Origin of the sequence: Centipeda artemidis DSM 19719, assembly GCF_000426665.1 — a bacterium.
GTDB lineage: Bacteria > Bacillota > Negativicutes > Selenomonadales > Selenomonadaceae > Centipeda > Centipeda artemidis.
In genome coordinates this window covers 18,074-42,089 of record NZ_AUFU01000001.1, presented here as the reverse complement: position 1 = coordinate 42,089, position 24,016 = coordinate 18,074, and the positions used below count along the sequence as shown (strand labels likewise).

General features: G+C 58.1%; 26 protein-coding genes. 19 read left to right on the top strand and 7 right to left on the bottom strand.

The window, feature by feature from the left end; translation table 11 throughout:
* The first annotated feature begins 13 nt into the window (after positions 1-13).
* The 6 genes from clpP to ahbB all read left to right on the top strand — a co-directional run bounded on the left by clpP (position 14) and on the right by ahbB (position 6,031).
* Positions 14-631, top strand: coding sequence for an ATP-dependent Clp endopeptidase proteolytic subunit ClpP (gene clpP, locus K341_RS0100200; RefSeq protein WP_026761466.1), 618 nt, complete (start codon positions 14-16; stop codon positions 629-631).
* 14 nt (positions 632-645) lie between these two features.
* Positions 646-1,911 carry an ATP-dependent Clp protease ATP-binding subunit ClpX gene (gene clpX / locus K341_RS0100195; protein WP_009350028.1) on the top strand — a complete coding sequence of 422 codons (1,266 nt, stop codon included), beginning with the start codon at positions 646-648 and terminating at the stop codon, positions 1,909-1,911.
* A gap of 85 nt (positions 1,912-1,996) precedes the next feature.
* Positions 1,997-4,312, top strand: coding sequence for an endopeptidase La (lon, locus tag K341_RS0100190; protein WP_009350029.1), 2,316 nt, complete (start codon positions 1,997-1,999; stop codon positions 4,310-4,312).
* Positions 4,313-4,322: 10 nt separating this feature from the next.
* Positions 4,323-4,946 (top strand): ribosome biogenesis GTP-binding protein YihA/YsxC, encoded by a 624-nt coding sequence (yihA, locus tag K341_RS0100185; protein WP_009350030.1) that lies wholly within the window; start codon positions 4,323-4,325, stop codon positions 4,944-4,946.
* A 119-nt stretch (positions 4,947-5,065) separates the two neighbouring features.
* Entirely contained in the window at positions 5,066-5,527 is a 462-nt protein-coding gene (ahbA, locus tag K341_RS0100180; RefSeq protein ID WP_026761465.1) for a siroheme decarboxylase subunit alpha, read from the top strand.
* A 12-nt stretch (positions 5,528-5,539) separates the two neighbouring features.
* The gene (gene ahbB, locus K341_RS0100175; RefSeq protein ID WP_009350032.1) at positions 5,540-6,031 is read left to right on the top strand and encodes a siroheme decarboxylase subunit beta; all 492 of its coding nucleotides are present in this window, start codon (positions 5,540-5,542) and stop codon (positions 6,029-6,031) included.
* A 113-nt stretch (positions 6,032-6,144) separates the two neighbouring features.
* Here the strand turns inward: ahbB and K341_RS0100170 are convergent, their stop codons facing one another.
* From K341_RS0100170 to K341_RS0100160, 3 genes are read right to left on the bottom strand one after another with little or no spacing between them, the layout of a single operon-like run.
* Positions 6,145-7,155: an ABC transporter substrate-binding protein gene (locus K341_RS0100170; protein ID WP_009350033.1), complete on the bottom strand. Its 1,011-nt coding sequence runs from the start codon at positions 7,153-7,155 to the stop codon at positions 6,145-6,147.
* A gap of 21 nt (positions 7,156-7,176) precedes the next feature.
* The gene (locus tag K341_RS0100165) at positions 7,177-7,923 is read right to left on the bottom strand and encodes an ABC transporter ATP-binding protein (protein ID WP_009350034.1); all 747 of its coding nucleotides are present in this window, start codon (positions 7,921-7,923) and stop codon (positions 7,177-7,179) included.
* A complete protein-coding gene (locus K341_RS0100160; RefSeq protein WP_026761464.1) occupies positions 7,916-8,911 on the bottom strand; it encodes a FecCD family ABC transporter permease in 996 nt (331 codons plus the stop codon). Before K341_RS0100160 ends, K341_RS0100165 begins: the two co-directional genes overlap by 8 nt.
* A 214-nt stretch (positions 8,912-9,125) precedes the next feature.
* Between K341_RS0100160 and K341_RS0100155 the strand changes: the two genes are divergently transcribed.
* The 7 genes from K341_RS0100155 (at position 9,126) to K341_RS12570 (ending at position 15,527) form a co-directional block, all read left to right on the top strand.
* The gene (locus K341_RS0100155; RefSeq protein WP_009350037.1) at positions 9,126-10,073 is read left to right on the top strand and encodes an ABC transporter permease; all 948 of its coding nucleotides are present in this window, start codon (positions 9,126-9,128) and stop codon (positions 10,071-10,073) included.
* On the top strand, positions 10,070-10,915 hold the full coding sequence (locus K341_RS0100150; RefSeq protein ID WP_009350038.1) for an ABC transporter permease: 846 nt from the start codon (positions 10,070-10,072) through the stop codon (positions 10,913-10,915). The genes K341_RS0100155 and K341_RS0100150 overlap by 4 nt, the downstream gene beginning before the upstream one ends.
* Before the next feature lie 34 nt (positions 10,916-10,949).
* Positions 10,950-12,470, top strand: a complete 1,521-nt coding sequence (locus K341_RS0100145) for an ABC transporter substrate-binding protein (protein ID WP_009350039.1) — start codon at positions 10,950-10,952, stop codon at positions 12,468-12,470.
* Positions 12,457-13,245, top strand: coding sequence for an ATP-binding cassette domain-containing protein (locus K341_RS0100140; protein WP_026761463.1), 789 nt, complete (start codon positions 12,457-12,459; stop codon positions 13,243-13,245). The genes K341_RS0100145 and K341_RS0100140 overlap by 14 nt, the downstream gene beginning before the upstream one ends.
* Positions 13,246-14,043 (top strand): ABC transporter ATP-binding protein, encoded by a 798-nt coding sequence (locus tag K341_RS0100135; protein ID WP_009350041.1) that lies wholly within the window; start codon positions 13,246-13,248, stop codon positions 14,041-14,043. It begins immediately after the preceding gene.
* 81 nt (positions 14,044-14,124) lie between these two features.
* On the top strand, positions 14,125-14,685 hold the full coding sequence (locus K341_RS12875; protein WP_009350042.1) for a helix-turn-helix domain-containing protein: 561 nt from the start codon (positions 14,125-14,127) through the stop codon (positions 14,683-14,685).
* Positions 14,604-15,527, top strand: a complete 924-nt coding sequence (locus tag K341_RS12570) for an IS3 family transposase (RefSeq protein WP_248676863.1) — start codon at positions 14,604-14,606, stop codon at positions 15,525-15,527. Before K341_RS12875 ends, K341_RS12570 begins: the two co-directional genes overlap by 82 nt.
* A 182-nt stretch (positions 15,528-15,709) precedes the next feature.
* Here K341_RS12570 and K341_RS0100120 read toward each other — a convergent pair whose 3' ends face one another.
* The 4 genes from K341_RS0100120 to trkA form a co-directional block, all read right to left on the bottom strand.
* The gene (locus tag K341_RS0100120) at positions 15,710-16,198 is read right to left on the bottom strand and encodes a YfbM family protein (RefSeq protein ID WP_026761461.1); all 489 of its coding nucleotides are present in this window, start codon (positions 16,196-16,198) and stop codon (positions 15,710-15,712) included.
* A gap of 72 nt (positions 16,199-16,270) precedes the next feature.
* Positions 16,271-17,719, bottom strand: coding sequence for a TrkH family potassium uptake protein (locus tag K341_RS0100115; RefSeq protein ID WP_009350045.1), 1,449 nt, complete (start codon positions 17,717-17,719; stop codon positions 16,271-16,273).
* 6 nt (positions 17,720-17,725) lie between these two features.
* Complete coding sequence (locus tag K341_RS0100110) at positions 17,726-19,165, bottom strand: potassium transporter TrkG (RefSeq protein WP_009350046.1); 1,440 nt, start codon at positions 19,163-19,165, stop codon at positions 17,726-17,728.
* A complete protein-coding gene (gene trkA / locus K341_RS0100105) occupies positions 19,165-20,514 on the bottom strand; it encodes a Trk system potassium transporter TrkA (RefSeq protein ID WP_026761460.1) in 1,350 nt (449 codons plus the stop codon). Before trkA ends, K341_RS0100110 begins: the two co-directional genes overlap by 1 nt.
* A gap of 245 nt (positions 20,515-20,759) precedes the next feature.
* Here trkA and rpsF point away from each other — a divergent pair, with 245 nt between their 5' ends.
* From rpsF to K341_RS0100080, 6 genes are all read left to right on the top strand, one after another.
* Positions 20,760-21,068, top strand: coding sequence for a 30S ribosomal protein S6 (rpsF, locus tag K341_RS0100100; protein WP_009438065.1), 309 nt, complete (start codon positions 20,760-20,762; stop codon positions 21,066-21,068).
* Positions 21,069-21,104: 36 nt separating this feature from the next.
* The gene (locus K341_RS0100095) at positions 21,105-21,551 is read left to right on the top strand and encodes a single-stranded DNA-binding protein (protein ID WP_009350050.1); all 447 of its coding nucleotides are present in this window, start codon (positions 21,105-21,107) and stop codon (positions 21,549-21,551) included.
* Positions 21,552-21,595: 44 nt separating this feature from the next.
* Positions 21,596-21,829: a 30S ribosomal protein S18 gene (gene rpsR, locus K341_RS0100090; RefSeq protein ID WP_009350051.1), complete on the top strand. Its 234-nt coding sequence runs from the start codon at positions 21,596-21,598 to the stop codon at positions 21,827-21,829.
* Positions 21,830-21,925: 96 nt separating this feature from the next.
* The gene (locus K341_RS12870; RefSeq protein WP_009350052.1) at positions 21,926-22,384 is read left to right on the top strand and encodes an HlyD family secretion protein; all 459 of its coding nucleotides are present in this window, start codon (positions 21,926-21,928) and stop codon (positions 22,382-22,384) included.
* A complete protein-coding gene (locus K341_RS12865) occupies positions 22,303-22,725 on the top strand; it encodes an HlyD family secretion protein (RefSeq protein WP_231291857.1) in 423 nt (140 codons plus the stop codon). Before K341_RS12870 ends, K341_RS12865 begins: the two co-directional genes overlap by 82 nt.
* Positions 22,706-23,875, top strand: a complete 1,170-nt coding sequence (locus tag K341_RS0100080; RefSeq protein WP_026761459.1) for an ABC transporter permease — start codon at positions 22,706-22,708, stop codon at positions 23,873-23,875. The genes K341_RS12865 and K341_RS0100080 overlap by 20 nt, the downstream gene beginning before the upstream one ends.
* Positions 23,876-24,016: the final 141 nt, after the last annotated feature.

Below are 24,016 nucleotides of genomic sequence, written 5' to 3'. Positions count from 1 at the left end.
TGGGGAGGAATATATGAGTTACTATGTACCGATGGTGGTGGAGAACTCCAGCCGCGGGGAGCGTGCCTACGACATCTACTCCCGTCTGCTCAAGGAGCGCATCATCTTTCTCGGCGGTCCGATTGACGACAATGTTGCGAACGTCGTGGTCGCTCAGATGCTCTTTTTGGAATCCGAGGATCCCGATAAGGACATCCATCTCTATATCAACAGCCCGGGCGGCGTCGTGACGGCAGGACTTGCCATTTACGATACCATGCAGTACATCAAGCCCGATGTCTCGACCATCTGTATCGGACAGGCGGCGAGCATGGGGTCGATCCTGTTGACTGCAGGGGCAAAGGGCAAGCGCTATGCACTGCCGCATGCGCGCATCATGATTCATCAGCCGCTTGGCGGCGCGCAGGGGCAGTCCACGGATATTCAGATCCAGGCGAAGGAGATCCTGCGCCTGCGTGAGGTCGGCAATGAGATTCTTGCCCGCCACACGGGGCAGGACACCGATAAAATCAATGTCGATACCGAACGCGACAACTTTATGTCCGCCGAGGAGGCAAAAGCCTACGGGCTGATCGACGAAGTGGTCGTACGTCCCCCGGCAGCATCCAAAGAGAGCAAAGATAAGGGCTGAGGGGGTGTGACGCGATGAAATTTGGCGAGGAAGACAAGGGGCAGCTCAAATGCTCGTTCTGCGGCAAGACGCAGGAGCAGGTGCGCAAGCTCGTTGCCGGCCCCGGCGTATATATCTGTGACGAGTGCATTGAACTCTGCAACGAGATCATTGAGGAGGAGTTCAGCGACGACGTAGAAGTCGGGTTGAGGGATGTCCCCAAACCGAAGGAAATCCGCCACATATTGGATCAGTACGTCATCGGACAGGACGAGGCGAAAAAATCCCTCTCCGTTGCGGTTTACAATCACTATAAGCGCATCAACGCGGGGCATGGAAAAAATGACGATGTGGAACTGCGCAAGTCCAACATCCTCATGCTCGGTCCCACGGGCAGTGGCAAGACCCTGCTCGCGCAGACACTCGCGCGCATTCTGAACGTCCCGTTTGCCATCGCGGATGCAACCTCGCTCACAGAGGCGGGGTACGTCGGCGAGGATGTTGAGAACATTCTGCTTAAACTCATCCAGGCGGCAGACTACGACATCGAGAAGGCGCAGCGCGGCATCATCTATGTCGACGAAATCGATAAGATCGCGCGCAAATCTGAGAATCCCTCCATCACACGCGACGTCTCAGGCGAAGGCGTACAGCAGGGGCTGCTCAAGATCCTTGAGGGGACAACGGCGTCCGTACCGCCGCAGGGCGGGCGCAAGCACCCACAGCAGGAGCTTTTGCAGATCGATACGACGAATATCCTATTCATCTGCGGCGGCGCATTCGACGGAATTGAGGAGATCATCGAATCCCGTCTTGGGAAGAAGCAGATGGGGTTCGGCGCCGAGGTGCGATCCAAGAAGCGTGTCTCCGTCGGCGAATCGCTCAGCAAGGTGATCCCCGAGGATTTGATGAAGAACGGGCTCATTCCCGAATTTATCGGTCGTCTGCCTGTTGTTGTCACGCTCAGTTCGCTGGACGAAGCGGCGATGGTGCGCATCCTCACGGAGCCGAAAAATGCGCTTGTTAAGCAGTTCCAAAGACTTCTGGATATGGATGGTGTGCGTCTGACGTTCGAGCAGGATGCACTGCACCTCATTGCCAAGGAAGCACTTACGCACAAGACGGGGGCGCGCGGACTGCGTGCCATCATCGAAGGCATCATGCGTAATGTGATGTATGAGGTGCCGTCAATTCAAGGCGTTACGGCTTGTCAGGTGACGAGGGAAGTCGTCGCGAATCACAGCGATCCCATCCTTACCATTGAAGGGAAGGGCGCTGCACGGATGGCGGCTGCCAACTGATATATTTTTGCATGAGAAAGGGGCGTGCCTTCTGCGGCAGTCCCTTTTTTTGACCCGAATTACGATATTTTGAGAAGGAAATACTATGTCCGAGAAACGAACACTGCCGGTGCTTCCCCTGCGCGGTCTTGTCGTCTACCCGCATATGATGGTCAATGTCGATGTGGGGCGTGATCGTTCTGTTGCAGCCACCGAACGCGCCATTGCGGGCAGCAACGAGGTACTTGTCGTTGCACAGCGTGACCCCGACGCCGAGGATCCGACGGAGAGCGATCTCTATACGGTCGGTACCGTTGTTGAGATTCGCCAATTCCTGCGTATGCCCGAGGGGGTTCTGCGCATCCTCGTTGACGGCAAAACGAGGGCAAAGATCCTTGCCTACCACGAGGGGGAAAACTATGCCGAGGCGGATGTTTCAGAGTATGAGGAAGAAGAGGGCGCACCGGTCTCCAAGGATGTGGAAGCACTTACGCACGGTGTTTCTGATAAGTTCGAAGAGTGGGTAAAGATCTCGCACAAACTCCCTCCTGAAGCGCTTGTATCCATCTCCATCATGGAGGATGCGGGGCGGTTGGCAGACATCATCGCAAGCCATCTCAATCTCAGATACGACGTTCGGCAGGAAATCCTTACCCTCTTCGACGTGCGCGCGCGCCTCGAATACCTCTATGAGGTACTGCTGCATGAGCTTGATATCATGGGCATTGAGCAAAAGATCGGCCGCCGCGTCCGAAAACAAATGGATAAGGTGCAGCGGGACTTTTATCTGCGCGAAAAGATCAAGGCAATTCATAAGGAACTAGGCGAGGACGCGGATAAATCCGCCGATGTCGAACGCTATCGCGGCATTCTGGAGAAAAAAGAATTTCCAAAGGACGTGCGCGAGACGATTGAGCGTGAGATTCACCGATTGGATGCCAGTCCTGCGACGAGCTCCGAGGTCGGCGTCATTTGCACTTATCTTGACTGCCTCGCGGAGCTGCCATGGACGGAGACGACCGAGGAACACGTCGATATGACGGAGGCGCATAACATTCTCGAGCGTGATCACTATGGGCTGGAGAAAATCAAAGAACGCATTCTCGACTATATCGCCGTGCGTCGCCTTGCACCTGAGCAGAGTGCGCCGATTCTCTGCCTTGTCGGTGCGCCCGGCGTCGGCAAGACCTCGCTCGGCGCGTCAATTGCGCGTGCCATGGGACGAAAATTCATTCGCGCCTCACTCGGCGGCATCCGCGACGAGGCGGAGATTCGCGGTCATCGTCGTACCTACGTCGGCGCTATGCCGGGACGCATCATCGAGGGCATTCGCCGCGCGGGGGTAAAAAACCCCGTGTTCCTCCTCGACGAGGTGGATAAAATCGCGATGGACTTTCACGGCGACCCGTCGGCAGCACTGCTTGAGGTGCTTGATCCCGTGCAGAACTGCACATTCAGCGATCACTATGTCGAGCTGCCGTTTGACCTCTCGCGCGTCTTTTGGATCGTCACGGCGAACAATGTCTCGCGTATTCCCGCGCCCTTGCGCGACCGTATGGAGATCCTGAACCTATCGAGCTATACCGAGCTCGAGAAGGTCGAGATCGCACGCCGTCACCTCCTGCCGCGCCAGCGCATGCAGAACGGGCTGAAGGCAAAGGATATCCGCGTTGCCGCAGGCGTCTATCCCGAGATCATTCGCTCCTATACACGCGAGGCAGGTGTACGTTCTCTCGAACGTGTCATCGGACGGCTCTGCCGCAAAGCCGCACGGCGCATCGTCGAAGGGGAGAGCACGCCGATCAGCATCACAAAGGCGAACCTCGTCGAATTCCTTGAAAAGCCCACATATCATGCGGCGAAGCAGGAGAAAAAACCGCTCGTCGGCGTTGTTACCGGGCTTGCCTGGACAGAGGTCGGCGGTGACGTCCTGCGTACGGAGGTCAACATCCTGCGCGGCAAGGGCAAGCTCATCCTCACGGGACAGCTCGGCGAGGTGATGCAGGAATCCGCACAGGCGGCACTCTCCTATGTACGCAGCCGCAGCGAAGCGCTCTCGCTCGCGGAGGATTTTTACGAAAAGGACGACATCCATATCCATCTGCCCGAAGGCGCCATTCCAAAAGACGGCCCCTCTGCCGGCATTACCATGGCGACCGCGATGATCTCTGCCCTCACGGGGCGCAAGGTGCGCGGCGATGTTGCGATGACGGGGGAGATCACTCTTCGCGGCAACGTTCTTCCCATTGGCGGGTTGAAGGAAAAGACGCTTGCCGCCTATCGCGAAGGGATGAAGACCATCGTCCTCCCGCAGGAAAATGCCCCCGACATCGAGGACATCCCCGACACCGTGCGCGAGGCGCTTGAGTTCGTACCGGTCACGCATATGGATGAGGTGCTGAAAATCGCACTCTACAACTAGGAGGTATGCCGTGCAGGAAAGCGTCGTAGTCACGAAAGCGGTCTATCTCTCGTCCGCCGTACGGAAAGACCAGTATCCGGAGGTACGTCGTCCCGAGGTCGCCTTTATCGGGCGATCCAATGTCGGAAAATCATCCCTGATCAACTCCCTTACACGGATACGGCAGCTTGCACGTGTCTCTTCGAAGCCGGGCAAGACGCAGACCATCAACTTCTATGAACTGTTGCTGCGCATCGACGGGGGAGAGGAGCGGCATTCCGTGCATATCGTCGACCTGCCGGGCTACGGTTATGCAAAGGCGGCGCGCGACAGCAGAAAGATATGGGCAAAATTCATCGAAGAATATTTTTTGACCTCCGAATACCTGCGCTTTGTCTGCCTCCTGCTCGACATCCGCCATCTCCCGATGGAGTCCGATCGAAATATGTTTTCGTGGCTCATCGCACATGACATCCCTGTCCTCGTCGTTGCGACGAAGGCGGATAAACTCGGCAAGAACGCCCGCCGCACGCAGATCGCGGCGATGCGGCGCGCACTCGGTGTTCCGGAGCTTACAATACTTCCCTATGCGTCTCCAAAAAATGAAGGTCGTTCAGAATTGCTTGACGTGATGAAGGACAATCTGATAGAATAGGCACAAGAGAAATGAATGCGGTTCATCTTTATGCCGAGCCATCCGCCCCTGAGCAAGGTGGACATACAGCGCGGTACGCGAAGTGACCGCGCTGTGTGTATTTTAGGGAGATGAACATCATGTCAGCATTGACGGATTTTGACAAACGGCTGCTGAACCTCCTGCAGGGGAACCTGCCGGTGTGTTCGCGGCCGTTTGCACGTTTGGGTGAGCAGCTTGAGACCGACGAGGCGCATGTACTCGAACGGCTTGCTGTTCTGAAACGTGAGGGCTATCTCCGGCGCATCGGCACATTTTTTAACTCCGAGCGCCTCGGTTACAGAGGAACGCTCATTGCGCTTGAAGTGGACGAAAGCTGCCTGCCCGACGTTGCGGCGGCGGTCAACCTTTATCCGGGCGCAACGCATAACTACGAGCGTGCGGGAGGGAATTACAATCTTTGGTTTACACTGCTGACAGCATCACAGGCCGCGGAGGAGAAGATTCTCCGAGAGGTTGCTGCACTCCCGGGGGTAAAACGCGCGATGAGCCTTCGGGCAAAGCGGCGCTACAAAATCAATGTCCAGTTCAAGCTGGCATAGGGGAGGCGTGACATGACCGATACGGCAGAAATCAGCGCACTCGACAAGAAGATCATCCGTCTCCTGCAGGGAGAGTTCCCGCTTGTTGCCGAGCCCTATAAAATGTTGGCAGAGAAGATCGGCATCACCGAGGAAGATCTTCTCGCACGGATTGCTTCCATGCGTGAGGAGAAAAAAATTCGCAAAGTGGGGGCGGTGCTCCGCCACCGCGAAGTCGGCTTCACCGCAAACGCCCTCTGTGTTTGGGATGTCCCCGACGCGCAAATGGATGAGGTCGCGCACCACATGGCGGAGCATCCGCGCGTCTCGCACTGCTATGACCGCAACCGCAGCGAAGATTGGCACTATAACCTCTATACCATGATCCATGGCTACAGCCGCGATGAGTGTGAGGAGATTGCTGCCATACTTGCCGCGGAGACCGGAATTGCGGATCGTCGAATGCTCTATACGAAGCATGAATGGAAAAAAACCTCGATGAAGTATTTCACGGAGGATGAATAGATTGGCTCTTGTGAGAGCAAACGAGAGAATAATTTAAGATGGTCGGTATATAAAAGGCTATTGCATCTAAGAAAACGAAGATGCAATAGCCCTTTTGCTGTGCCTTTGTGTATTTAGTCGATCTTGACGCCGTGGATCTGCTCGGCGAGACGCTTCAGTGCGTCGACGCTGCGCACGCCCGGCGTGATCTCGGAGAGTTTCACGCGGACGAAGTGATTTTCCTTGACGGCGGTGGTGCCTTGGAGACGCGGATTTGCCTTGAGCTTCTCTACTTTCTGGTTGAAGTCGTCTTCGTTGCGGATGCTCGTGCCGTAGTCGGCGACGATGATGTACTCGGGATCGGCGGCGACTACGCTCTCCCAGCTCGTCTTGCTCCACGTCTTGTCGACGCCCTGTCCGCTCATCACGTTGTCCGCGCCGATGAGCCGCAGGAGGTTCGGCGTATAGCCTTCGAATACGGTGAACGGCTCGCCGTCCTCGGAGTCAAAGACAAAGACGCGCTTGTGCGGCAGTTTTGCGATTTTGTCCTGCACGGCGGCGAGCTGCTTCTTTTGATCTGCGACCCATGCTTCGGCGCGATCTTTCACGCCGAAGATCTCGCCGAATTTGACCATGTCGGCGAATACCATGTCGAGATCCGCCTTTGTGGACTGCATGGAATCGGGGACGAAGATGGGGATATTCTGTGCGGTGATTTTATCCGCCTCGATGCCGCGCTTCGTGAAGGGGACTTCCCAGCCGGTTGCAAAGTCCGGCTTTGCCGCCATAAAGACTTCGTAGGAAGGCCACTTCTCGGCGAGGACGGGGACTTTTTCATATGCCGCTTGGAGGGGCGGATAGATTTCCTCCTCCTTGAACGCCGTGCCTGCCATCCGGTCGCCGAGGTCGAGTGTGAGCAGCATCTCCGTCGTTGCCTGTGACATGGAGACGGCGCGTGAGGGCGGGGCGGTTGTCTTCATCTGCAGATCTGTGCCGCCGATGTTCTCCGTCCACGAGACGGGCGTGTAGGACGATGACGCGCTTTCCGTCTTGGTTTCCGCCGCCTGCTGCTGTCCGCATCCTGCGCCGAGGAGCAGTACCGCTGCGCCAAGGCTTGCCAGGATTTTCTTCTTTGTCTTGAACATAAATGTCCTCCTTTATGGGTGTTAATAATATAGATATCGTGTGTCCTGCCGGATGCTCGTGAAGAACGGCACTTCGAACACGTCCTCGAGCAGTGCGGGGGTGAGTACGTCCTGTGCTGCCCCCTCCGCGACGATCTCGCCTGCGCGCAGGACGGCGGCATGGTCACAGTAGCGCGCCGCGAGTCCGAGATCGTGCAGGACGATGACGACGGTGCCGTCAAATCGCCGCAGTTCCTCCATGAGGGAGATTTTGTACTTTACGTCGAGGTGGTTGGTCGGCTCGTCGAGGAGCAGCACCTCGGGTTCCTGTGCGAGCGCCTTTGCGACAAAGACGCGCTGGAGCTCGCCGCCCGAGAGCATGCCAATTTTTTTCTCTGCCATGGAGAGAATGCGAAACTGCTGCATGACCGCCTCTGCGACCTCGATGTCGTGCGGGCTGTACGATTGGAAGCGTTCCTTATAGGGATAGCGTCCCATGAGCACGACGTCGCGGACGGATAGCTCCGCCGCCATCTGCAGGTGCCGCTGCGCGAGCACGGCGAGTTTGCGCGCGTAGTCTGCCGCCGGGATCGTCTCGACGGGCGTGCCGTCGATGAAGATGGTCTCTCGGCTCGGGCGCAGGCGCGCGACGTGGGCGAGCAGTGTGGACTTGCCGCAGCCGTTCGGGCCGATGATGCCCGTGATCTTCCCGCGCGGGAAGGTCAGCGAGATGTCCTTTAGGATCGGATTGCCGCGGATAGCATAGCTCAGATGTTTGATTTCAATCATAGGCGTCACCATACCGTCTGCAGATGATCCAAATGAAGAGCGGCGCGCCGAGGCACGCGGTCAGCACACCGATCGGCAGCTCCTCGGGGCGGAACAGTGTGCGCGAAAGTACGTCTGCCCACAGCAGGACGCAGCCGCCGAGCAAGGTGCAGACAACAGTTAGTCTGCCGTGTTTCGCTCCGCTCAGGATGCGCGCAATATGCGGCACGATGAGCCCGACGAAGCCGATGATGCCCGCCTTTGCGACGAGCGCCGCGACGGCGAGCGACGAGGCGGCGACGGCGGCAAGCTGGAGTTTTTTCACTGAGATGCCGAGTGCGTGCGCCTCGATCTCTCCGAGGAGCAGGATGTCCAGCTCATGTCGTACGAGCTGCAAAAAGGTGAAGATGCCGAGACAGACGATCGCGGCGAGCGGGAGATCCCCCCACGCGATGCCGGAGAGGCTGCCGAGCAGCCAGAACATGGCGCTGCGCACCTGCGCTTCGTGATTCGCACTGTAGATGACGAGCATTGTGAGCGCTGAAAAGAGCGCGGACATGCCCATGCCGATGAGGACGAGCTTCGTCGGATTGCTGCTCTTGCCGACGAAGAACACCGCGAGCACGGTGGCGACGGTCGCGCCGAGGAGCGCGCTGAACGGTACGGCATACGCGCCGAGGAAGGCGAACGCGCCCCAGATGATCGCGCAGACGGCGCCCGTACTCGCGCCCGAGGAGACGCCGAGCACATAGGGATCGGCGAGCTCGTTGCGCGTGATGGTCTGGAGCAGCAGTCCCGCGAGCGATAGCCCCGCGCCCGCGCATACGGCGAACAGTGTGCGCGGCATCCGGATCGTGTAGAGTACCATGCCGTTCGTCCCGGCTGTGTCCGGGCTGCCGCTCATGAGTGTCTGCACGATGCGCTCGGGCGGGATCGACACGGAGCCGAAGCCGAGCGAGAGTACCATGCTGACGGCGAGCAGCAGGGCGAGGACAAGGATTGTTTTCATATGATTGATATGCATCCCCTTTCCCATATTCCCATGAGTCCCTAACGGTCATTGTACCACAAAGAAAGGCGGGATGGATTATCCAAAATTTTTGAAGTATCCCGTACCTGTTCGTTCAGCTCAATTTTATTGACAACCCTGTGTGCTTGCCCTATGATGAGATTGCCAATCAATATTGGGGATTGGCAAGGGATATGAAGGGGGGGGCGTTTGTATGGCACGGGCGATTTTGCGCCGACTGCTGCATATGGCCGTTGTGCTGCTCGCAATGACGGGCGGGACGTTCCTCCTCATGCGGCTGTCGCCTGTGGATCCTGTGGCGCTCCACTTCGTGGCGATGGGGACGCCCGCAGATCCTGTGCTCGCCGCGCAGATTCGGGCAGAGCTCGGGCTCGACGATCCGCTGATTGTCCAATATGTGAGATGGCTTGGCGGGCTGTTTACGGGGGATATGGGCTACTCCATCGCGTTCGGCTCGCCCGTCGCGGTGCTCATAAAAGAAGCCTTGCCGCGGACGCTCGAACTCGCGGCGCTCGCTTCGTTCATGGCGCTCGCCGTGACGCTGCCGCTCGGTATTCTCGCCTATCGGCGGCACGGGTCGCGCGTGGACGAGGCGATCCGCATCGTTTCGTTTCTCGGCATTTCGCTGCCGACCTTTTGGGTGGGGCTGCTGCTCATCCTCATATTTTCTGTGAAACTGCGGCTCATCCCCGTCGTGGCGACGGACGATCTGCGCGGGATGATCCTGCCGAGCACCGCGCTTGCCCTATGGCTTGCGGGGCTCTATATCCGAAGGATTCGCTCGGCGCTGCTTGAGGAGGCGGGGAAAAACTATGTGCTCGGCGCGCGCACGCTCGGTCTCTCGGAGCGCACGGTGCTGTGGAAGTACATCATGCCGAACGCGCTGATGACGCTCCTGCCGATGCTCGGCATCACGATGGGGAATATCATGGGCGGCTCGGCGGTCATCGAGACGATATTCGGCTGGCGCGGCATGGGGCAGCTCATGACGGCGGCGATCCTCGCGCGCGACTATCAGCTCATGCAGGCGTATGTGCTGTGGGGGGCGGGCGTTTTCGTCGCGGCGAATTTCGTTGCGGATGTGCTCTCGCTGTGGCTTGACCCACGCCGTTTGCAGGCAAAGGGGGCGCGGCAGCTATGAGATTCTTTTGGACGCGCCTCCTGCATCGCCGCGATTTTCGCATCATCGGGACGCTGTTGCTCGTGTGGATGCTCGTCATCGTATGTGCGCCGTATCTTTCGCCCGGTGATCCCTATGCGCAGGATCTGACGATGCGCCTTGCGCCGAATACGGCGGTGCATCCTCTCGGTACGGATCAGCTCGGGCGCGACGAACTCACGCGCCTGCTCTGCGGCGGGCGCATCAGCATCACGCTCTCGCTCGTTATCGTGGCGATCACGGCTGTCGGGGGGATTCTCATCGGGGCGTTCGCGGCGTTCCTGCACGGCTTTGCCGACCGCATCGTAACGGCGGCGCTCGATCTCTTCCTCAGTATGCCCGCGCTCGTTGTGGCGATCGCGCTCATCGGTCTGCTCGGTCCCGATACGGGCAATCTCATCTTCTCTCTTTGCCTGACGCATTGGGCGGAGTATGCGCGCGTCGCGCGCTCGCTCGTACAGGCGGAGCGGGAGAAAACCTATGTGCGCTATGCGCGCTTTGCGGGCGCGGGATTTTTTGGCACCGTGTTCTCCTACGTCCTGCCGAACGTCGTGCCGCGTCTCCTGGTGCTCGTCTTTCAGAACATCGGCGAGATCCTGCTCACGGTGGCGGGGCTGTCGCTCATCGGCATCGGCGTGCCCATGCCGTACCCCGAGTGGGGGACGATGCTCATGGGGGCGCGCGATTATTTGCAGACGGCGCCGCAGCTCATGATTTACCCGGGCGCGGCGATCTTTATCACGATATTGCTGTTCAACTTCATCGGCGACATCCTGCGTGATGTCATGGATCCTGCGGGAGGTGATGCTGCGGAGAAAAACTGAACGCGTTTTGGGGAAATGTTGAAGGAGGAAAAGTATGAAACGAATCTATGTGATACTGGCGGTCATGCTGCTGAGCGTTGGACTGCTCGCGGGCTGCGGCGGTCAGGAAAAGGCGGCGGACAGCGGGAAGCATCTCAGCGCCGCGCTCTATTGGTTTGGCGAATCCGTCGATCCCGCGCACGAGTGGGACGGCTGGACGGTCACGCGCATCGGCGCGGGCGAAACGCTCGTCACCGTCTCGGATAAGATGGAGTTCACGCCGCAGCTCGCGGACAAGTGGGAAGCGACGAGCCCCACGACGTGGCGGTTCCACATTCGTGAGAACGTTAAGTTCCAAGACGGCACACCCATGACGCCCGAGCTCGTGAAGGCGTCGCTCGAGCGCACGCTCAAGGAGAGCACCCGCTCGCAGAAATCCTCGAAGATTAAGGAAATCAAGGTCGAGGGACAGGATCTTGTCGTCGAGACGACGGAGCCGCACGGCGCATTGCTCGCCGCGCTGACCGAGCCGGCATTCGTCATTTTGAACACGAAGGCGGATCTCTCCAATGTGGCATCCGCGCCCGTGCTCACGGGCCCCTATCAAATCGTTGGGTTCAAAAAGGGCGAAGAGATTCAGCTCAAGCGCAACGAATACTATTGGGACGGCACGCCGGGTCTCGATACCCTCACGGTGAAGAACCTCGAGGACGACAACAAGCGCGCGATGGCGCTCCAGTCCGGCGATGTGAACCTCATTCAGCGCTGCAACAGCGCGAACCGCAGCCTGTTTGAAAACGCTTCCTACAAGATCGAGGAAATCGTCGGCGTGCGCGTCTACATGCTGCGCATGAATTTTGACGGCGTACTGAAGGACGCGAACCTGCGCCGTGCGGTCAGCTATGCGGTGAACTATGACGATCTCGCAAAGATCGAGGGCAACGGTGCGGTCGTTGCGGGCGCACCCTTCCCGCCGAACATCGGACCGAAGTATCAAGAATCCCTGCGCGAGCATATGGATCTCGCGAAGGCGGAGGAACTGCTGAAGGCGGCGGGCTATACGGAGAAGAACGCCGAGGGATATGTGACGAAGGACGGCAAGCCGCTCGAACTCACGATCAACGTGTGGGGCAGCAAGACGGAGCTGTACGAAGCGGTACAGAACCAGCTCCAAAAAGCCGGGATTAAGGTCAATCTCCGCCGTGTCCAAAACTCGGAGGAGGCAAAGACGAAGCGCGACTTTGACCTGACCGAGAGCAACTGGATCACGATGGGGACGAACGATCCTTACTGGTATATGGATCAGACGCTCCGCTCCACGAGCCCGGAGAACGTCGGACACTACGCGAATCCCGAGGTCGACAAACTCCTCGACGCGATGGTCACGGCGGCGGACGCTAAGCAGCGCATGGAGCTCGCCGGGAAGATTCAGGATCTCGTGCTCCAAGACGTGCCGAATCTCTATCTCGTCTGCCCGACGAACCAAGTCGTTGCACAGTCGAATGTCAAAGGCGTCGTCGTGCATCCGATCGACTACTATCTCATCACGAAGGATCTCACCGTTGACGGAAAATAAAATTCCTCTGCTCGAGGTCGCATCGCTGCGCGTGGAGGTCGGCACGCGCCGCCTCCTGAGTGATGTGTCCATGACCGTGCGACGCGGCGAGATCGCCGCCGTCGTCGGTGAGAGCGGCTGCGGCAAATCTACGCTCCTGCGCACGCTCATCGGCATCCTTCCGGACGGCGGTGCGGTGACGGGGGGAACGGTACGCTTTTACGGCGCCGATCTCTTCGCACTGTCCGCACGGGCGCGGCGCTCCATGATGGGGCAGGATATTGCCTTTCTCTTTCAAGAGCCGGGCACATATCTCAGTCCCATCCGCCGCATCGGTGCACAGTTCCGCGACTACCTCGCGGCGCACGGCGCGGGGGAGGGATGGCGTGAGATTGCGGTCGAAGCGCTGCGTCGGGAGAACCTAGAGGACGCGGAAAAGCTCCTCTCGGCATATCCTTTCCAGCTCAGCGGCGGGATGCGGCAGCGCGCCGCCACCGCCATGACGCTCGCGCTCACGCCGAAACTCCTGCTCGTTGACGAGCCGACAAGCGCGCTCGACGTGATTGCGAGCCGCAGTCTGCTCGACCGTCTGCGGGCGCGCGTGGAGGAAGAGGGCTGCTGCGTCATCTTCGTCACGCACAATATCGATGCGGCGGCGTATGTGGCGGACAGTATTTTCATCATGCAGGCGGGCGCGTTCGTCGAGCGCGGCGACTGCCGCACCGTACTGGAGCGTCCCGCAGCGGAATATACGCGGGTGCTCCTGCGCGCGGTGCCGCATATGGCGGACGGTTGAATGAGACAAGGAGCGGGCATGGCGGATGATGTATTGGAGGTGCGCGACCTCCGCAAGACCTATCGCGAGGGCGCGCGCGTCATCGAGGCAGTGCGCGGTGTATCGTTCAGTCTCGCCAAAGGCGAGATCACGGGCATCGTCGGCGCGAGCGGATGCGGCAAATCAACCCTGCTGCAAATGCTCGCGGGGCTTGAGCCACCGAGCGCGGGCACGATTTCCTTTGCGGGGACGGTGCTGACGCCGGGCGCGGACGGATGCGGGAATTCTGTCTATCGACAGATGCAGCTCATCTTCCAAAATCCGCTCGAAGCGTTCAGTCCTCGCATGACCATCGGAGAGTTCCTGCTTGCCCCGCTGCGGGCGTTTGGCATCGTCGAGCCCAAAGGCGAGGCGGCGGCACTCTCCGACATGCTCGCACGGGCGCGTCTTGAGACCGCTGCGGCGGAGCGTCTGCCGCATCAACTCTCGGGCGGGCAGCTCCAGCGCGTCGTGCTCATCCGCGCGCTCTTCGTTCGACCGGAATTGCTTCTTTTTGACGAACCGACAAGTGCGTTAGACGTCGTGACGCAGGAGTCTGTGCTGTCCTTCATCGAAGAACTGCACCGGGCGCAGCCCTTCACCGGACTGTTTGTCACGCACGACCTCGCCGTCGTTCGGCGCATGACTACGACTGTCTTTGTCATGGAGCGCGGCGAAATCGTCGAGCGGCTTCCCGCCGACCGCCTTCGCGACGAGGCGTGCCATCCGTTTACAAGGAGACTCTTAGCGGCTCAGCTGCCGCATCGTTCGGTAATTTGATGTAAAAAGGACTGCCGTACCTCTTTATGACCTGACCCCCAAAAGTTAGACTTGAAGAATCTAACTTTTGGGGGTATTGTAATGGCAAAATACAGTATGGAATGTAAACTGAAGATCGTGAGAGAATATCTTGCAGGAAAAGGCAGCTATGAGGCCTTATCTAAACAACATAAGATTGCATCAGGGCACATCAAGACTTGGGTGAAAGTGTATGAAGCATTCGGTGCCAAGGGATTAGAGCGTTCCCGTGCACAGCAAACATACACTTTCGAGTTTAAGCGATCTGCGGTAGAATGTTATCTGTCAACAGAGGCATCCTATCAGGAGGCAGCCATCTGCCTCGGCCTGAACAATCCGTCCCTGCTTGTGCGTTGGACAAAGCAGTACCGCATGGGCGGTGTGGATGCCCTTCGCCCAAAATCGAAAGGAAGGTCTCCCGCTATGCCGAAACAACGCAAAGAACGCATCCTAGACACGCCGCAAGACGAGACCACACAGCAACTGCATGCGCTTCAAGAGGAAAATCTGAGGCTGCGCATCGAGAATGCCTATTTAAAAGAATTGAGGAGGTTGCGCCTGCAAGAAGCGATGCAGAGCAAAAAGCAAGGATCGTCCGCAGCCTCCGAGGAGAATTTCAGCTGAAAGACATCCTTGCGGCTCTTGGTTTTCCCAAAGCGACCTATATGTATTGGCAAAAGAAATTTGCTCAGCCCGAAGTACCGGATAAACGAGAACAGATTATCCTTGCCATTCGCAAAGAACACAAAGATTACGGGTATCGGCGTCTTTGGGCGCATATGAGAAATCTTGGGTATATGATCAACCATAAGGCGGTGCAGCGGATTGTGCAGAAACTGGAGCTTCAAGTGCATTCCTTTACGCGTAAGAGCCGTAGGTATAGTTCCTACAGGGGAACTGTCGGCAATATTGCAGACAATCTCCTCAAGCGCAGATTCAAAACCTGCATCCCGCACCAGAAAATCACAACAGATACGAGTGAATTCAAGTATTGGCTGCACGGCAAAGATGGCAAGTCCATCGTACATAAGCTGTATTTCGATCCGTATATGGATCTGTTTAACGACGAGATCGTTAGCTTCCATATCGGACAGACACCGTCGGCAGCGGGGATTCAAGCAGCACTTGAGGAGGCGATTCGTATCACGGCGGACTGTCCTTACCGCCGTACCTTTCATTCCGATCAGGGGTGGGCGTATCAGATGAAGGCCTACACGAATCGCCTGAAGGAGGAGAGAATCTTTCAGAGTATGTCGCGTAAGGGGAACTGCCTGGATAACAGTGTGATGGAGAACTTCTTTGGTCTGTTGAAGCAAGAGCTTTACTATGGGCGTGTTTACCACAGCTACGAGGAACTCAAAACAGCTATTGAGGAATATATCGTCTACTACAACGAGCGCCGCATCAAGAAGTCTCTCGGCTGGATGAGTCCTGCTGAGTACCGACACAAACATGCTGCTACATAACAAAAGCGCAGGAAATCACTTTCCTACGCTTTCAAGGTCTAACTTTTTGGGGGCACTACACGAAAATGCAGGCTGTTTTTTGCATTTATCTCCTCAATCGCATCATTACCTCCTCATGTGATGCGCAAATGATGCGATTGAGGAGGTAATGATGCGAAAATGATGTGCTGTTGGAAAATCATTTAGTCGATCATGACGAGAACGCCGTGATTGTGTTCGGCGGCACTGTGATAGAGTTTGTTGAGTGTGTCAAAGGAGTATGTTAGATCCTCCATGATTTCCTCCGTCTCTTCTTCGTAGTCCCATATGTTCGGATAGAGCTCCTCTTCTTTACATTCTTGCATATTGAATTTTTTTAGTATGTCATCGAAATTGACCTGATCCAACTCTTTTGCAATCTCTTTTACCCTTGTGGGCTCAGTGTACCCTATTAAAATTCCTTTATTATCAAGGGCGGTCTTTCCAACGACCATATTGCTGAGCAGGTTGTCTTCAAGGCGGTACATGGCAGACTCTCCGGTTAGTAAGAAATGGAGCGCGTCCCACATCTTGTCGATATCGGCTTCATTGACCTCTCCGCGCTCCGAGAAATCGTAGATCACATCCAAAGAGGATTCGATTTCCTTAAACTGTTCGTCACTGATTTCATAATAATTGGCACACATACCCATGATTTTGCCTCCTTTGAACTTCAACAAACCATAAATCATTTATATGCCGATGCGGACACTGCCCGCTTATTTTTACCACCGCTTGGTCTTCCTCCAAAACGATGGGCGCAGGAGAATGAGGAGCGTAAAGATTTCGAGCCGCCCGAGGAGCATCGTGATGCAGAGCACGGACTTGACGAAATCGGAGAGGGGCGCGTAGGTCGCCGTTGCGCTTACGATGCCGAACGCGGGGCCGATATTGCCGATGGTCGTGACGGCGACAGCGACGGCGTCGAACGGTGCGAGCCCGTCCGCTGTGAGCAGGAGCGCCGTGATACAGATGATGAGGAGATAGAGGAAGAAGAACGTTCCCACGCGCATCAGCACGGCGCCGTCCACATGGACGCCGCCGAGTGAGACGTCGACGACACGGTGCGGGTTCAGTTTTTGTTGAATGACGGCGCGGGCACTTCGAAAGAGGAGCACGATGCGCGCGACCTTGATGCCGCTTGCCGTCGAGCCCGCACACCCGCCGATCATCATGAGTGTCAGGAGCAGCATTTTGGAAAAGGTCGGCCACGTTTCAAAATCGGCGGAGACAAAACCCGTCGTCGAGAGTGACGGCACTTGAAAGACGGCGGCGCGCAGCGCGGAGAGGATATCCACCTTCATCTCTATACTGAGGTTCAGCGTGATGAGGAGAATCGCCCCGACCGCGATAAAGAAATAAGTACGGAATTCCGTATTGCGGCGAATCACGCCCGGCCCTTTGATCCACACGCGATAGTACAGGGAAAAACTGCCGCCCGTGAGGAACATGAAGAGCGCCGTCCACAGCTCGAAAGCGACGCTGTGAAAGTGCATCGCGCTGTCATCGTAGGTGGAGAATCCGCAGCTGCCAATCGTGGACATGGCATGGGTCACAGCGATGCTGAAATCGACGCCGCAGAGCATATAGACGACCGTTGTCACCACGGTAAAGAAGAGGTAGATCTTAAAGAGTGCCATCGTCATGTCGCGCAGGCGCGGCATCACGCGATCCATGGTCGGCCCTGCGCCCTCGGCGTTATACATGTAGATCGTGCTTGCCCCCGACTGCGGGAGGAGCGCGATGAAGATAACGATGATGCCGAGACCGCCGATCCACGCGGTCATCATCCGCCAAAAAAGAATGCTGTAGGGAAGGGAGCTGAGTGAAGCAAAGACTGTCGCGCCCGTCCCGGTAAATCCCGAGATGCTCTCAAAGAGCGCATCGAGGAAGCCGAGGTAGCCGCCGAGCAGATAGGGCAGCATCCCGAGAAACGTCCCCGTCATCCAGCCGAATGCCGTGATGGCGATCCCCTCGCGTGCCGTCAGTTCCTCGGCAGGCCGCCCGTATCGGCGGAATGCAGCGCCGAGGAACGCGCTGACAAGTGCGGCGAGCATGAATGCCTCACGGCTGCTTTCATGATAAAGGACGGCGAGTACGAGCGGGATGACGAGCGATACCGAAACGGCAAAGGCGAGACGCGAGAGAATGTAATTGACCGTGTAGATGTTCATAGCTTCTCACCACTTGCGCTGCATGTTTTCAAAGAGGGCGCCGACGAACAGGAAGAACGCAAAGACCTCGATGCGTCCGAGCACCATCAAGAACGCACAAGAGAACTTTGTCCATGCGGGCAGCCCCGCGAGCGTATCGAGCCCGGCGAGTGAGGAGACACTGCCCGTTGTCGTCAGGCACGCCACAGTGAGGGAGATTGTCTCGATGGGCGAGAGCCCTGCGAGAGCAAGCAGGAGACTGCCGCCGCCGAACACCGCCGCGAAGAAAAACACGAGCATGAGAATGCGCCCCGCCGCGTGCAGGGGGACGATCTCGCCGCCTTGGCGCACGGCGAAAACCATACGTGGGTGCAGCGTGCGCAGCAGTTCCGTCCACGCGAGTGAACATAATACGAGGAGCCTCGAGATGCGGAAACCGCCTGCCGCGGATCCCATACACCCGCCGATGATGGCGAGCAGGATGAGGAGGAGCTGTGCAAATCCGTGAAACTCATCCGCCGGGCGCAGCGTCAGACCGTTTGTCGAGAGAAAGGAGGCGGCGTAGAAGAACCCGTGCCCGAGTGCAGCCCCCACGGGGAGCAGCCCGTGCAGTATGGGCAAAAGAGCGAGAAGAACGCCGGCACAGAGGAGCAGTGTGAAAAAGGCACGCAGCTCCGCATGATGAAGAAGGTTCTTTGCCGTGTGCCGTCGCCCTGCCTGCCACAGCGTAAGGAGCGGCAGGGCGGAGAGCAGCGAGACGATGCCGCCCGCAGCCATCAGCGCGGGGGTGGGAGAGATACCGCCCGTCATTGAGCCGGCACCCGAGGAGATGGTAAAGAGCGCAAGCATGAATGCGGGCAGCGCCGCATCTCCCGCCGCAAGATAGATGCCGGCGGCAACCGCGGTCAGCGCAATATAGAGCAGCATCATCTCGTGCATCGGCTTTGTCATGCGGTTCCAGAGCGGGCTGAACAGCCGATCCTGCCCCACGGTGAAATCCACGCCGAAACATCCGCCAACGACGGGCAGTACCGTCACGAGAATGACCACGAAGAGCAGCCCGCCGAACCAGCTGAGGAGTGCCCGCCAGAGGAGGAGCGTCGGCGGCAGCATATCGCCGAGCGACGTCATGCCCGTCGTCGTGAGCGCGGAGATACACTCCAAGAACGTATCGACAGGCGACAGATGCAGACCAGCAAGGTGGAACGGCAGCATCCCGAGGACGGCGAGCAGCAGCCAAATGGCGAGAATGAACAGCATCCCCTCCTGCACGGACAGCTGACGCATATGACTGCGCCCCATATTGCCGAACACCATGCCAAGGATCGCCGTCAGAATGCTGAGTGCGAAAAATGAGCTCGCGCCATCCACACCGTAGATGAACCCGTAGGCGAACGGCACGAGGTAGAGCGGTGCGAACACATACGCTGTGCGCCCCATGAGTACCCAAAATAAATCGAACCGCATCAGTCGTCTCCAAAATAAGACAGCGCCTTTTGTGCGAAGCTCTTCAGCACGAAGAGGATCACGCGGTCGCCCGGCATCAGCTCCGTCATCCCGTTCGGGATCGCTGCCTCCTCGTTGCGCACATAGGCACAGACGAGGCATTCGCGCGGGAGCTGCGCGTTCATGAGCTGTTTGCCCGTCACGGGTGCGCCCGGACTGACGATCACCTCGAGCGCCTCCGCACGCGCCCCCTCGAGCAGGGTCACACGTGCCACATCACCGCCGCGCGCATAAGCAAGCACCTCGCTCGCCGAGAGCAGACGCGCCGAGAGCGCGATGTTGACGCCGACCTTCTCCATGAGGTCGATGTATTCGTTGCGGTCGACGCGCACGACCGTCTTGATGCGGTTGTCGGAGAGGTGACGCGCGAGCAGAGCGAGCATGAGGTTCAGCTTATCGTCCTCTGTGAGGCAGATGATGACGTCCGCCTCTGCGACGCCCTCCTCTGTGAGGAGATCGATATCCGTCCCGTCGCCGCAGATCGCAAGCCCCGTCTTTAGCTTCTCCGCGAGCAATTCGCAGCGCTCGCGGTTCTTATCAATGACCTTGACCTGCACGCCCTGCTGCTCGAGCATGAGCGCAAGGGCGCGCCCCGTGCGTCCCGCGCCGATGATTGCGGCGCGGTTCAGCTTGTGCGTGTCGCTCTGCACCAGACTTTGGCTGAACTGTTCAATCTTGTCCGGCAGACCGATGAAGTAGGCGTTGTCGCCCGGCAGGAACACATCGTCGCCGTGGGGGATGATCATGCGGTGATCGCGGAAAATGAGTCCCGCGAGAACCCCGGGCGGGAGCTTCAACGATTTTAGCGGCGTACGCGCGATCGCGGATTTGCGCCGGATACGCGTCTCAAAGAGACGCACCTTGCCCTGACCGAAGTCCTCCACATTGAGCGCAGCTGGCGTCATGAGGATGCGGTTAATTTCGCGCGCTGTAATCAGCTCCGGATTGAGCGCGAGGTCGATGTCAAAATTTTCCTTGAGATAGGCGCTCGCCTCCACCGTAAAGTTCATGTCACGGATGCGGGCGATCGTGTGGGGGATGCCGTGTTTCTTCGCGAGTATGCAGGCGACCATGTTCACCTCGTCGCTTTCTGTGACGGCGATGAGGATGTCCGCTCCTTTAATGTCAGGATCGTTCATCGTGAGCGGACTTGAGATGTTCGCCGCGATCGTGAGCACGTCGAGCGTCGTCTTTGCCGCCTCAAGCTGGCTCTCCTCGCCGTCTACGACCACGACGTCCATGCCCTCCTCCGAGAGCAGGGACGCGATGCTGTAGCCCAGGCGCCCGGCTCCCGCTATGACAATACGCAAAATAATTCCCTCCCGCAGCAACTGATATCATAAAGAAGTATACCATAATTTTCTCCCAATTCAAACGCGCATTGAGCAAATGCCTCGACGGGAATAAAAATTGCCTCCTGCATCTTGCGCGTGCGTCACAAACATGCTATACTAAGTCACGTTGTCAAGCGCGTCTTTCGTGCGCGCTTGCAGCGAAAAATTTCACTCTGCCGCTGCGATGAGCGGCGGCCACAGACCAAAGAGGAGGTGATTTCGTGAGAATGTACGAAGTCATATTTATCGTGAAGCCGATGGAGGAAGAGGCAACCAACGCCGTCATCGAGAAGTTCACGAAGCTCATTCAGGCAAACGGCGGTACGATTGAGAAAGAGGATCGCTGGGGCAAGAAGCGCCTCGCCTATGAGATCAATGACCACAGCGAGGGATACTACGTTCTGCTGTATGTCAATGCAGAGCCCGCCTGTGTCGCCGAGTGCGACCGCGTGATGAAGATCACCGACGATCTCCTAAAGCATATGATCGTCCGTGCGGAGAACGGTGTTCCGGAAACAGACAAAGAGTAAAACGAATCCCATCGACATGCGGGAGAGAACAATCGAATGAACAGAGTCATACTGATCGGGCGCCTCACGCGCGACCCCGATATACGCTACACACAGAGCGGCAAAGCATTTTGCCGGTTCACCGTTGCTGTTGACCGCCGTTTTTCGCGTGCGGCGCAGCAGGAGGGGCAGCAGACCGCTGATTTTATCCCCGTCACCTGCTGGGACAAGCTCGCCGAAATTTGCGGCAACAACCTCACGAAGGGACGCCGTATTGGCGTCGAGGGGCGCATTCAGGTGCGCAGCTACGACGGCAATGACGGACAGCGCAAATACGCGACCGATGTCGTAGCGGACAATGTAGAGTTTCTTGATTCGAAAAATGCCGGCGGCGGTATGGGCGGCTATGATGCCCCCGCCGGATCCGGCGCTGCACCTGCCGCAGGCGGCGGTGCGCCCGACATGATGGGACCCGTGGTTCCGGACGACGAGATTCCATTCTGAGCGCGCGCGCCCGGAATATCCCGTGACAAGGAGGGAAAAATAAAATGATGAGACGAGATCGGGGACGCAAGCCCCGCCGCAAGGTCTGCTCATTCTGCGTTGATAAGGTAGACCATATCGACTACAAGGACGCCGCGAAACTGCGCCGCTTCACAACGGAGCGAGGGAAGATTCTCCCGCGCCGCATTTCCGGCAACTGCGCAAAGCATCAAAGACAGGTCACGCTTGCCATCAAGCGTGCCCGTAATATCGCACTTCTTCCGTTCACTGCGGAATAAGGGAAACACAAAGAATCTGAGATTCTTCCGGCGTCGCACCTTCACGGGTGCGGCGCTTTTTACATAGGATGAGAGGGGAAAGAAAGGAGCGGTCATATGGATCCGAAGGCAAAGGCAAAGCGCGTCGGCGCTGCGTTCATCGTACTGTTCATCGTCGCGGGGCTTGTGCTCATGTATACGGGAAGCGATGCCGTCGTGCTCGCCACGCGGCAAAAAGAGGGCATCCTCACCGCCGAGCAGGTTAAGATGTCCTTTGACTCCGTGAGCGGGCGTCTCGTGCGCGAGGCTGTGAGGGAAGGCGACGAGGTGCGCGCGCCGCGACGCAGCAGCAGGCGCAAAATCTCGCGCAGCTCCTCGGCGGCGCAGCGGATACGGGCAATACGGAGTCCATCTCCCTGCCGACCATCGAGCAGGCGCGCCGAAGCGCGGCAAATATGGGGAACGACGTTGCGGCGCTCGAAGCACAGCGCGACATGCTCCTCGTGCAGAAAAAGGAACTCGATGTTGCGCGCGATCGTCTCGTGCTGCGTACGCCCGAGGATGGCAAGGTGCTGAAGCTCCTCGCCAAAGAAGGCGAGATGATCTCCCCGGGACGCCCCGTCGTCCTCCTCGAAAGCAATCGAGGCTATTATGACATCTACGTCAGCGAGGATCAGGTACGCGGGATTCACGAGGGCGACCGCATCACGGGACGTGCCGTTGCGGGCGACCGCGAGGTGCCGGGGACGGTGCGTCTCGTGACGAAGGCGCCGGGGTTCGCCGACCTCAAGATGTCGCGCGAGAAGAGCCAGGCGGATCTCTCCGCGTTTCAGATTCGCATCTACGTCGACCCGACCGACGAGATCATTCCCGGCATGACGATTGGAGTGAGTGACCGTGCATTCACTCAAAGCTGAGCTCAAATACCTTTTTTCCGGGCAGGGAATGCCGTATGAAAAGGTCTCCATCATGGTCGCCATGGCGATCTCCGTCGTGCTGTCCGTGATGCTCGCGGGCAATTTCTCCAAAGATGCTGGCGTCGTCGTCATCGAACTCGACAACTCCGCCTACACGCATGAGCTCACGAACCGCATCGACGCCTCGGAGTACATGAAGGTCACGGCGGTGGTCAATACGCCCGCTGATCCGCGCTCCTTCCTGTACCGCGACAAGGCGATTGCCGTCGTCTATTTCCCGCAGGGTCTCGAAAAAGACCGCTATACGGGGACGGCGAATCACATCGGCGTGTTCTATGACAACACGAACGCCGCACAGACCGCCGAGATAAAGGAAGCGATGAATGAGCTCGCCGTGCTTGAGAACGCGGCGGCAAACGGCGATTCCGGCAGCACGAACGACACGATCGACGGCGGCATACAGATTGCCGACCGCGTGCTCTTTAGCCCGAATACCTCGACGAGCAACAGCATGACACTTGGCTTCCTGTTCTTCTTCGGCTCGATGTTCTACACCTTTGCGACTATCGGTATGATCCCGCGCCTGCGCCTGACGGGGGAGCTTGATGCCATCGTGCGCACGGGGACACCGTGGGATCTCGTCCTGCGGACGCTTCCCTACGGCGGACTCCTTATCGTCTCGTGGTGCGTCGGCATGGCGGTACTGCGCGTTTGGGGCGACCTCATCTTTGCGGGGCATCTTGCGAACTTCATCTTTGTCCAGATTTTCTATGTATTTGTGCTCGGCATGGTGACGACGCTCGCGGGCTGGTCGGCGGCGAATCCCGGCGTCGCCGCGAGCCGCATGATCCTCATCATCCCCGGCGGCTTCATTTTCGGCGGTCCGACGGGACCTCTTTCGCATTTCGCCGACTGGGTCGTGGCACTCTCGCATATTTGGCCGCTCACATGGGAGTTCCATTTCACGCGTGACATCGTCACGCGCGGTGCCGACTTCATGGGATATGCAGCGACATTTGGCGCGTTCCTTATCTACATCGCCGTCGTTGGCGTCCTCTACACGCTGCGTTTTTACAGCGCGAAAAAGGAGCTGCTTGCGCGCGATGCGGACGGGCAGCCCGCAGGGACAAGACTGCACCTAGAAACCTAAAGGAGGTATTCGAGATGGACACGGCATCACTGATCGCAGAGATCAAGAGTCGCCCCGCGCACGACGTTCGATGCGAGCGCATCCTCGTCGCTATCGACGGCTCTCATGCGTCGTTCCATGCCGCAACATGGGCAATTGAGC

What these genes read in the sequence shown, in the direction of transcription:
- clpP (WP_026761466.1), top strand. Translation starts at nt 14, where the DNA reads ATGAGTTACTATGTACCGATGGTGGTGGAGAACTCCAGCCGCGGGGAG.
- clpX (WP_009350028.1), top strand. Translation starts at nt 646, where the DNA reads ATGAAATTTGGCGAGGAAGACAAGGGGCAGCTCAAATGCTCGTTCTGC.
- lon (WP_009350029.1), top strand. Translation starts at nt 1,997, where the DNA reads ATGTCCGAGAAACGAACACTGCCGGTGCTTCCCCTGCGCGGTCTTGTC.
- ahbA (WP_026761465.1), top strand. Translation starts at nt 5,066, where the DNA reads ATGTCAGCATTGACGGATTTTGACAAACGGCTGCTGAACCTCCTGCAG.
- ahbB (WP_009350032.1), top strand. Translation starts at nt 5,540, where the DNA reads ATGACCGATACGGCAGAAATCAGCGCACTCGACAAGAAGATCATCCGT.
- K341_RS0100170 (WP_009350033.1), bottom strand. Translation starts at nt 7,155, where the DNA reads ATGTTCAAGACAAAGAAGAAAATCCTGGCAAGCCTTGGCGCAGCGGTA.
- K341_RS0100165 (WP_009350034.1), bottom strand. Translation starts at nt 7,923, where the DNA reads ATGATTGAAATCAAACATCTGAGCTATGCTATCCGCGGCAATCCGATC.
- K341_RS0100160 (WP_026761464.1), bottom strand. Translation starts at nt 8,911, where the DNA reads ATGAAAACAATCCTTGTCCTCGCCCTGCTGCTCGCCGTCAGCATGGTA.
- K341_RS0100155 (WP_009350037.1), top strand. Translation starts at nt 9,126, where the DNA reads ATGGCACGGGCGATTTTGCGCCGACTGCTGCATATGGCCGTTGTGCTG.
- K341_RS0100150 (WP_009350038.1), top strand. Translation starts at nt 10,070, where the DNA reads ATGAGATTCTTTTGGACGCGCCTCCTGCATCGCCGCGATTTTCGCATC.
- K341_RS0100145 (WP_009350039.1), top strand. Translation starts at nt 10,950, where the DNA reads ATGAAACGAATCTATGTGATACTGGCGGTCATGCTGCTGAGCGTTGGA.
- K341_RS0100135 (WP_009350041.1), top strand. Translation starts at nt 13,246, where the DNA reads ATGAGACAAGGAGCGGGCATGGCGGATGATGTATTGGAGGTGCGCGAC.
- K341_RS12875 (WP_009350042.1), top strand. Translation starts at nt 14,125, where the DNA reads ATGGCAAAATACAGTATGGAATGTAAACTGAAGATCGTGAGAGAATAT.
- K341_RS0100120 (WP_026761461.1), bottom strand. Translation starts at nt 16,198, where the DNA reads ATGGGTATGTGTGCCAATTATTATGAAATCAGTGACGAACAGTTTAAG.
- K341_RS0100115 (WP_009350045.1), bottom strand. Translation starts at nt 17,719, where the DNA reads ATGAACATCTACACGGTCAATTACATTCTCTCGCGTCTCGCCTTTGCC.
- K341_RS0100110 (WP_009350046.1), bottom strand. Translation starts at nt 19,165, where the DNA reads ATGCGGTTCGATTTATTTTGGGTACTCATGGGGCGCACAGCGTATGTG.
- K341_RS0100095 (WP_009350050.1), top strand. Translation starts at nt 21,105, where the DNA reads ATGAACAGAGTCATACTGATCGGGCGCCTCACGCGCGACCCCGATATA.
- rpsR (WP_009350051.1), top strand. Translation starts at nt 21,596, where the DNA reads ATGATGAGACGAGATCGGGGACGCAAGCCCCGCCGCAAGGTCTGCTCA.
- K341_RS12870 (WP_009350052.1), top strand. Translation starts at nt 21,926, where the DNA reads ATGGATCCGAAGGCAAAGGCAAAGCGCGTCGGCGCTGCGTTCATCGTA.
- K341_RS12865 (WP_231291857.1), top strand. Translation starts at nt 22,303, where the DNA reads ATGCTCCTCGTGCAGAAAAAGGAACTCGATGTTGCGCGCGATCGTCTC.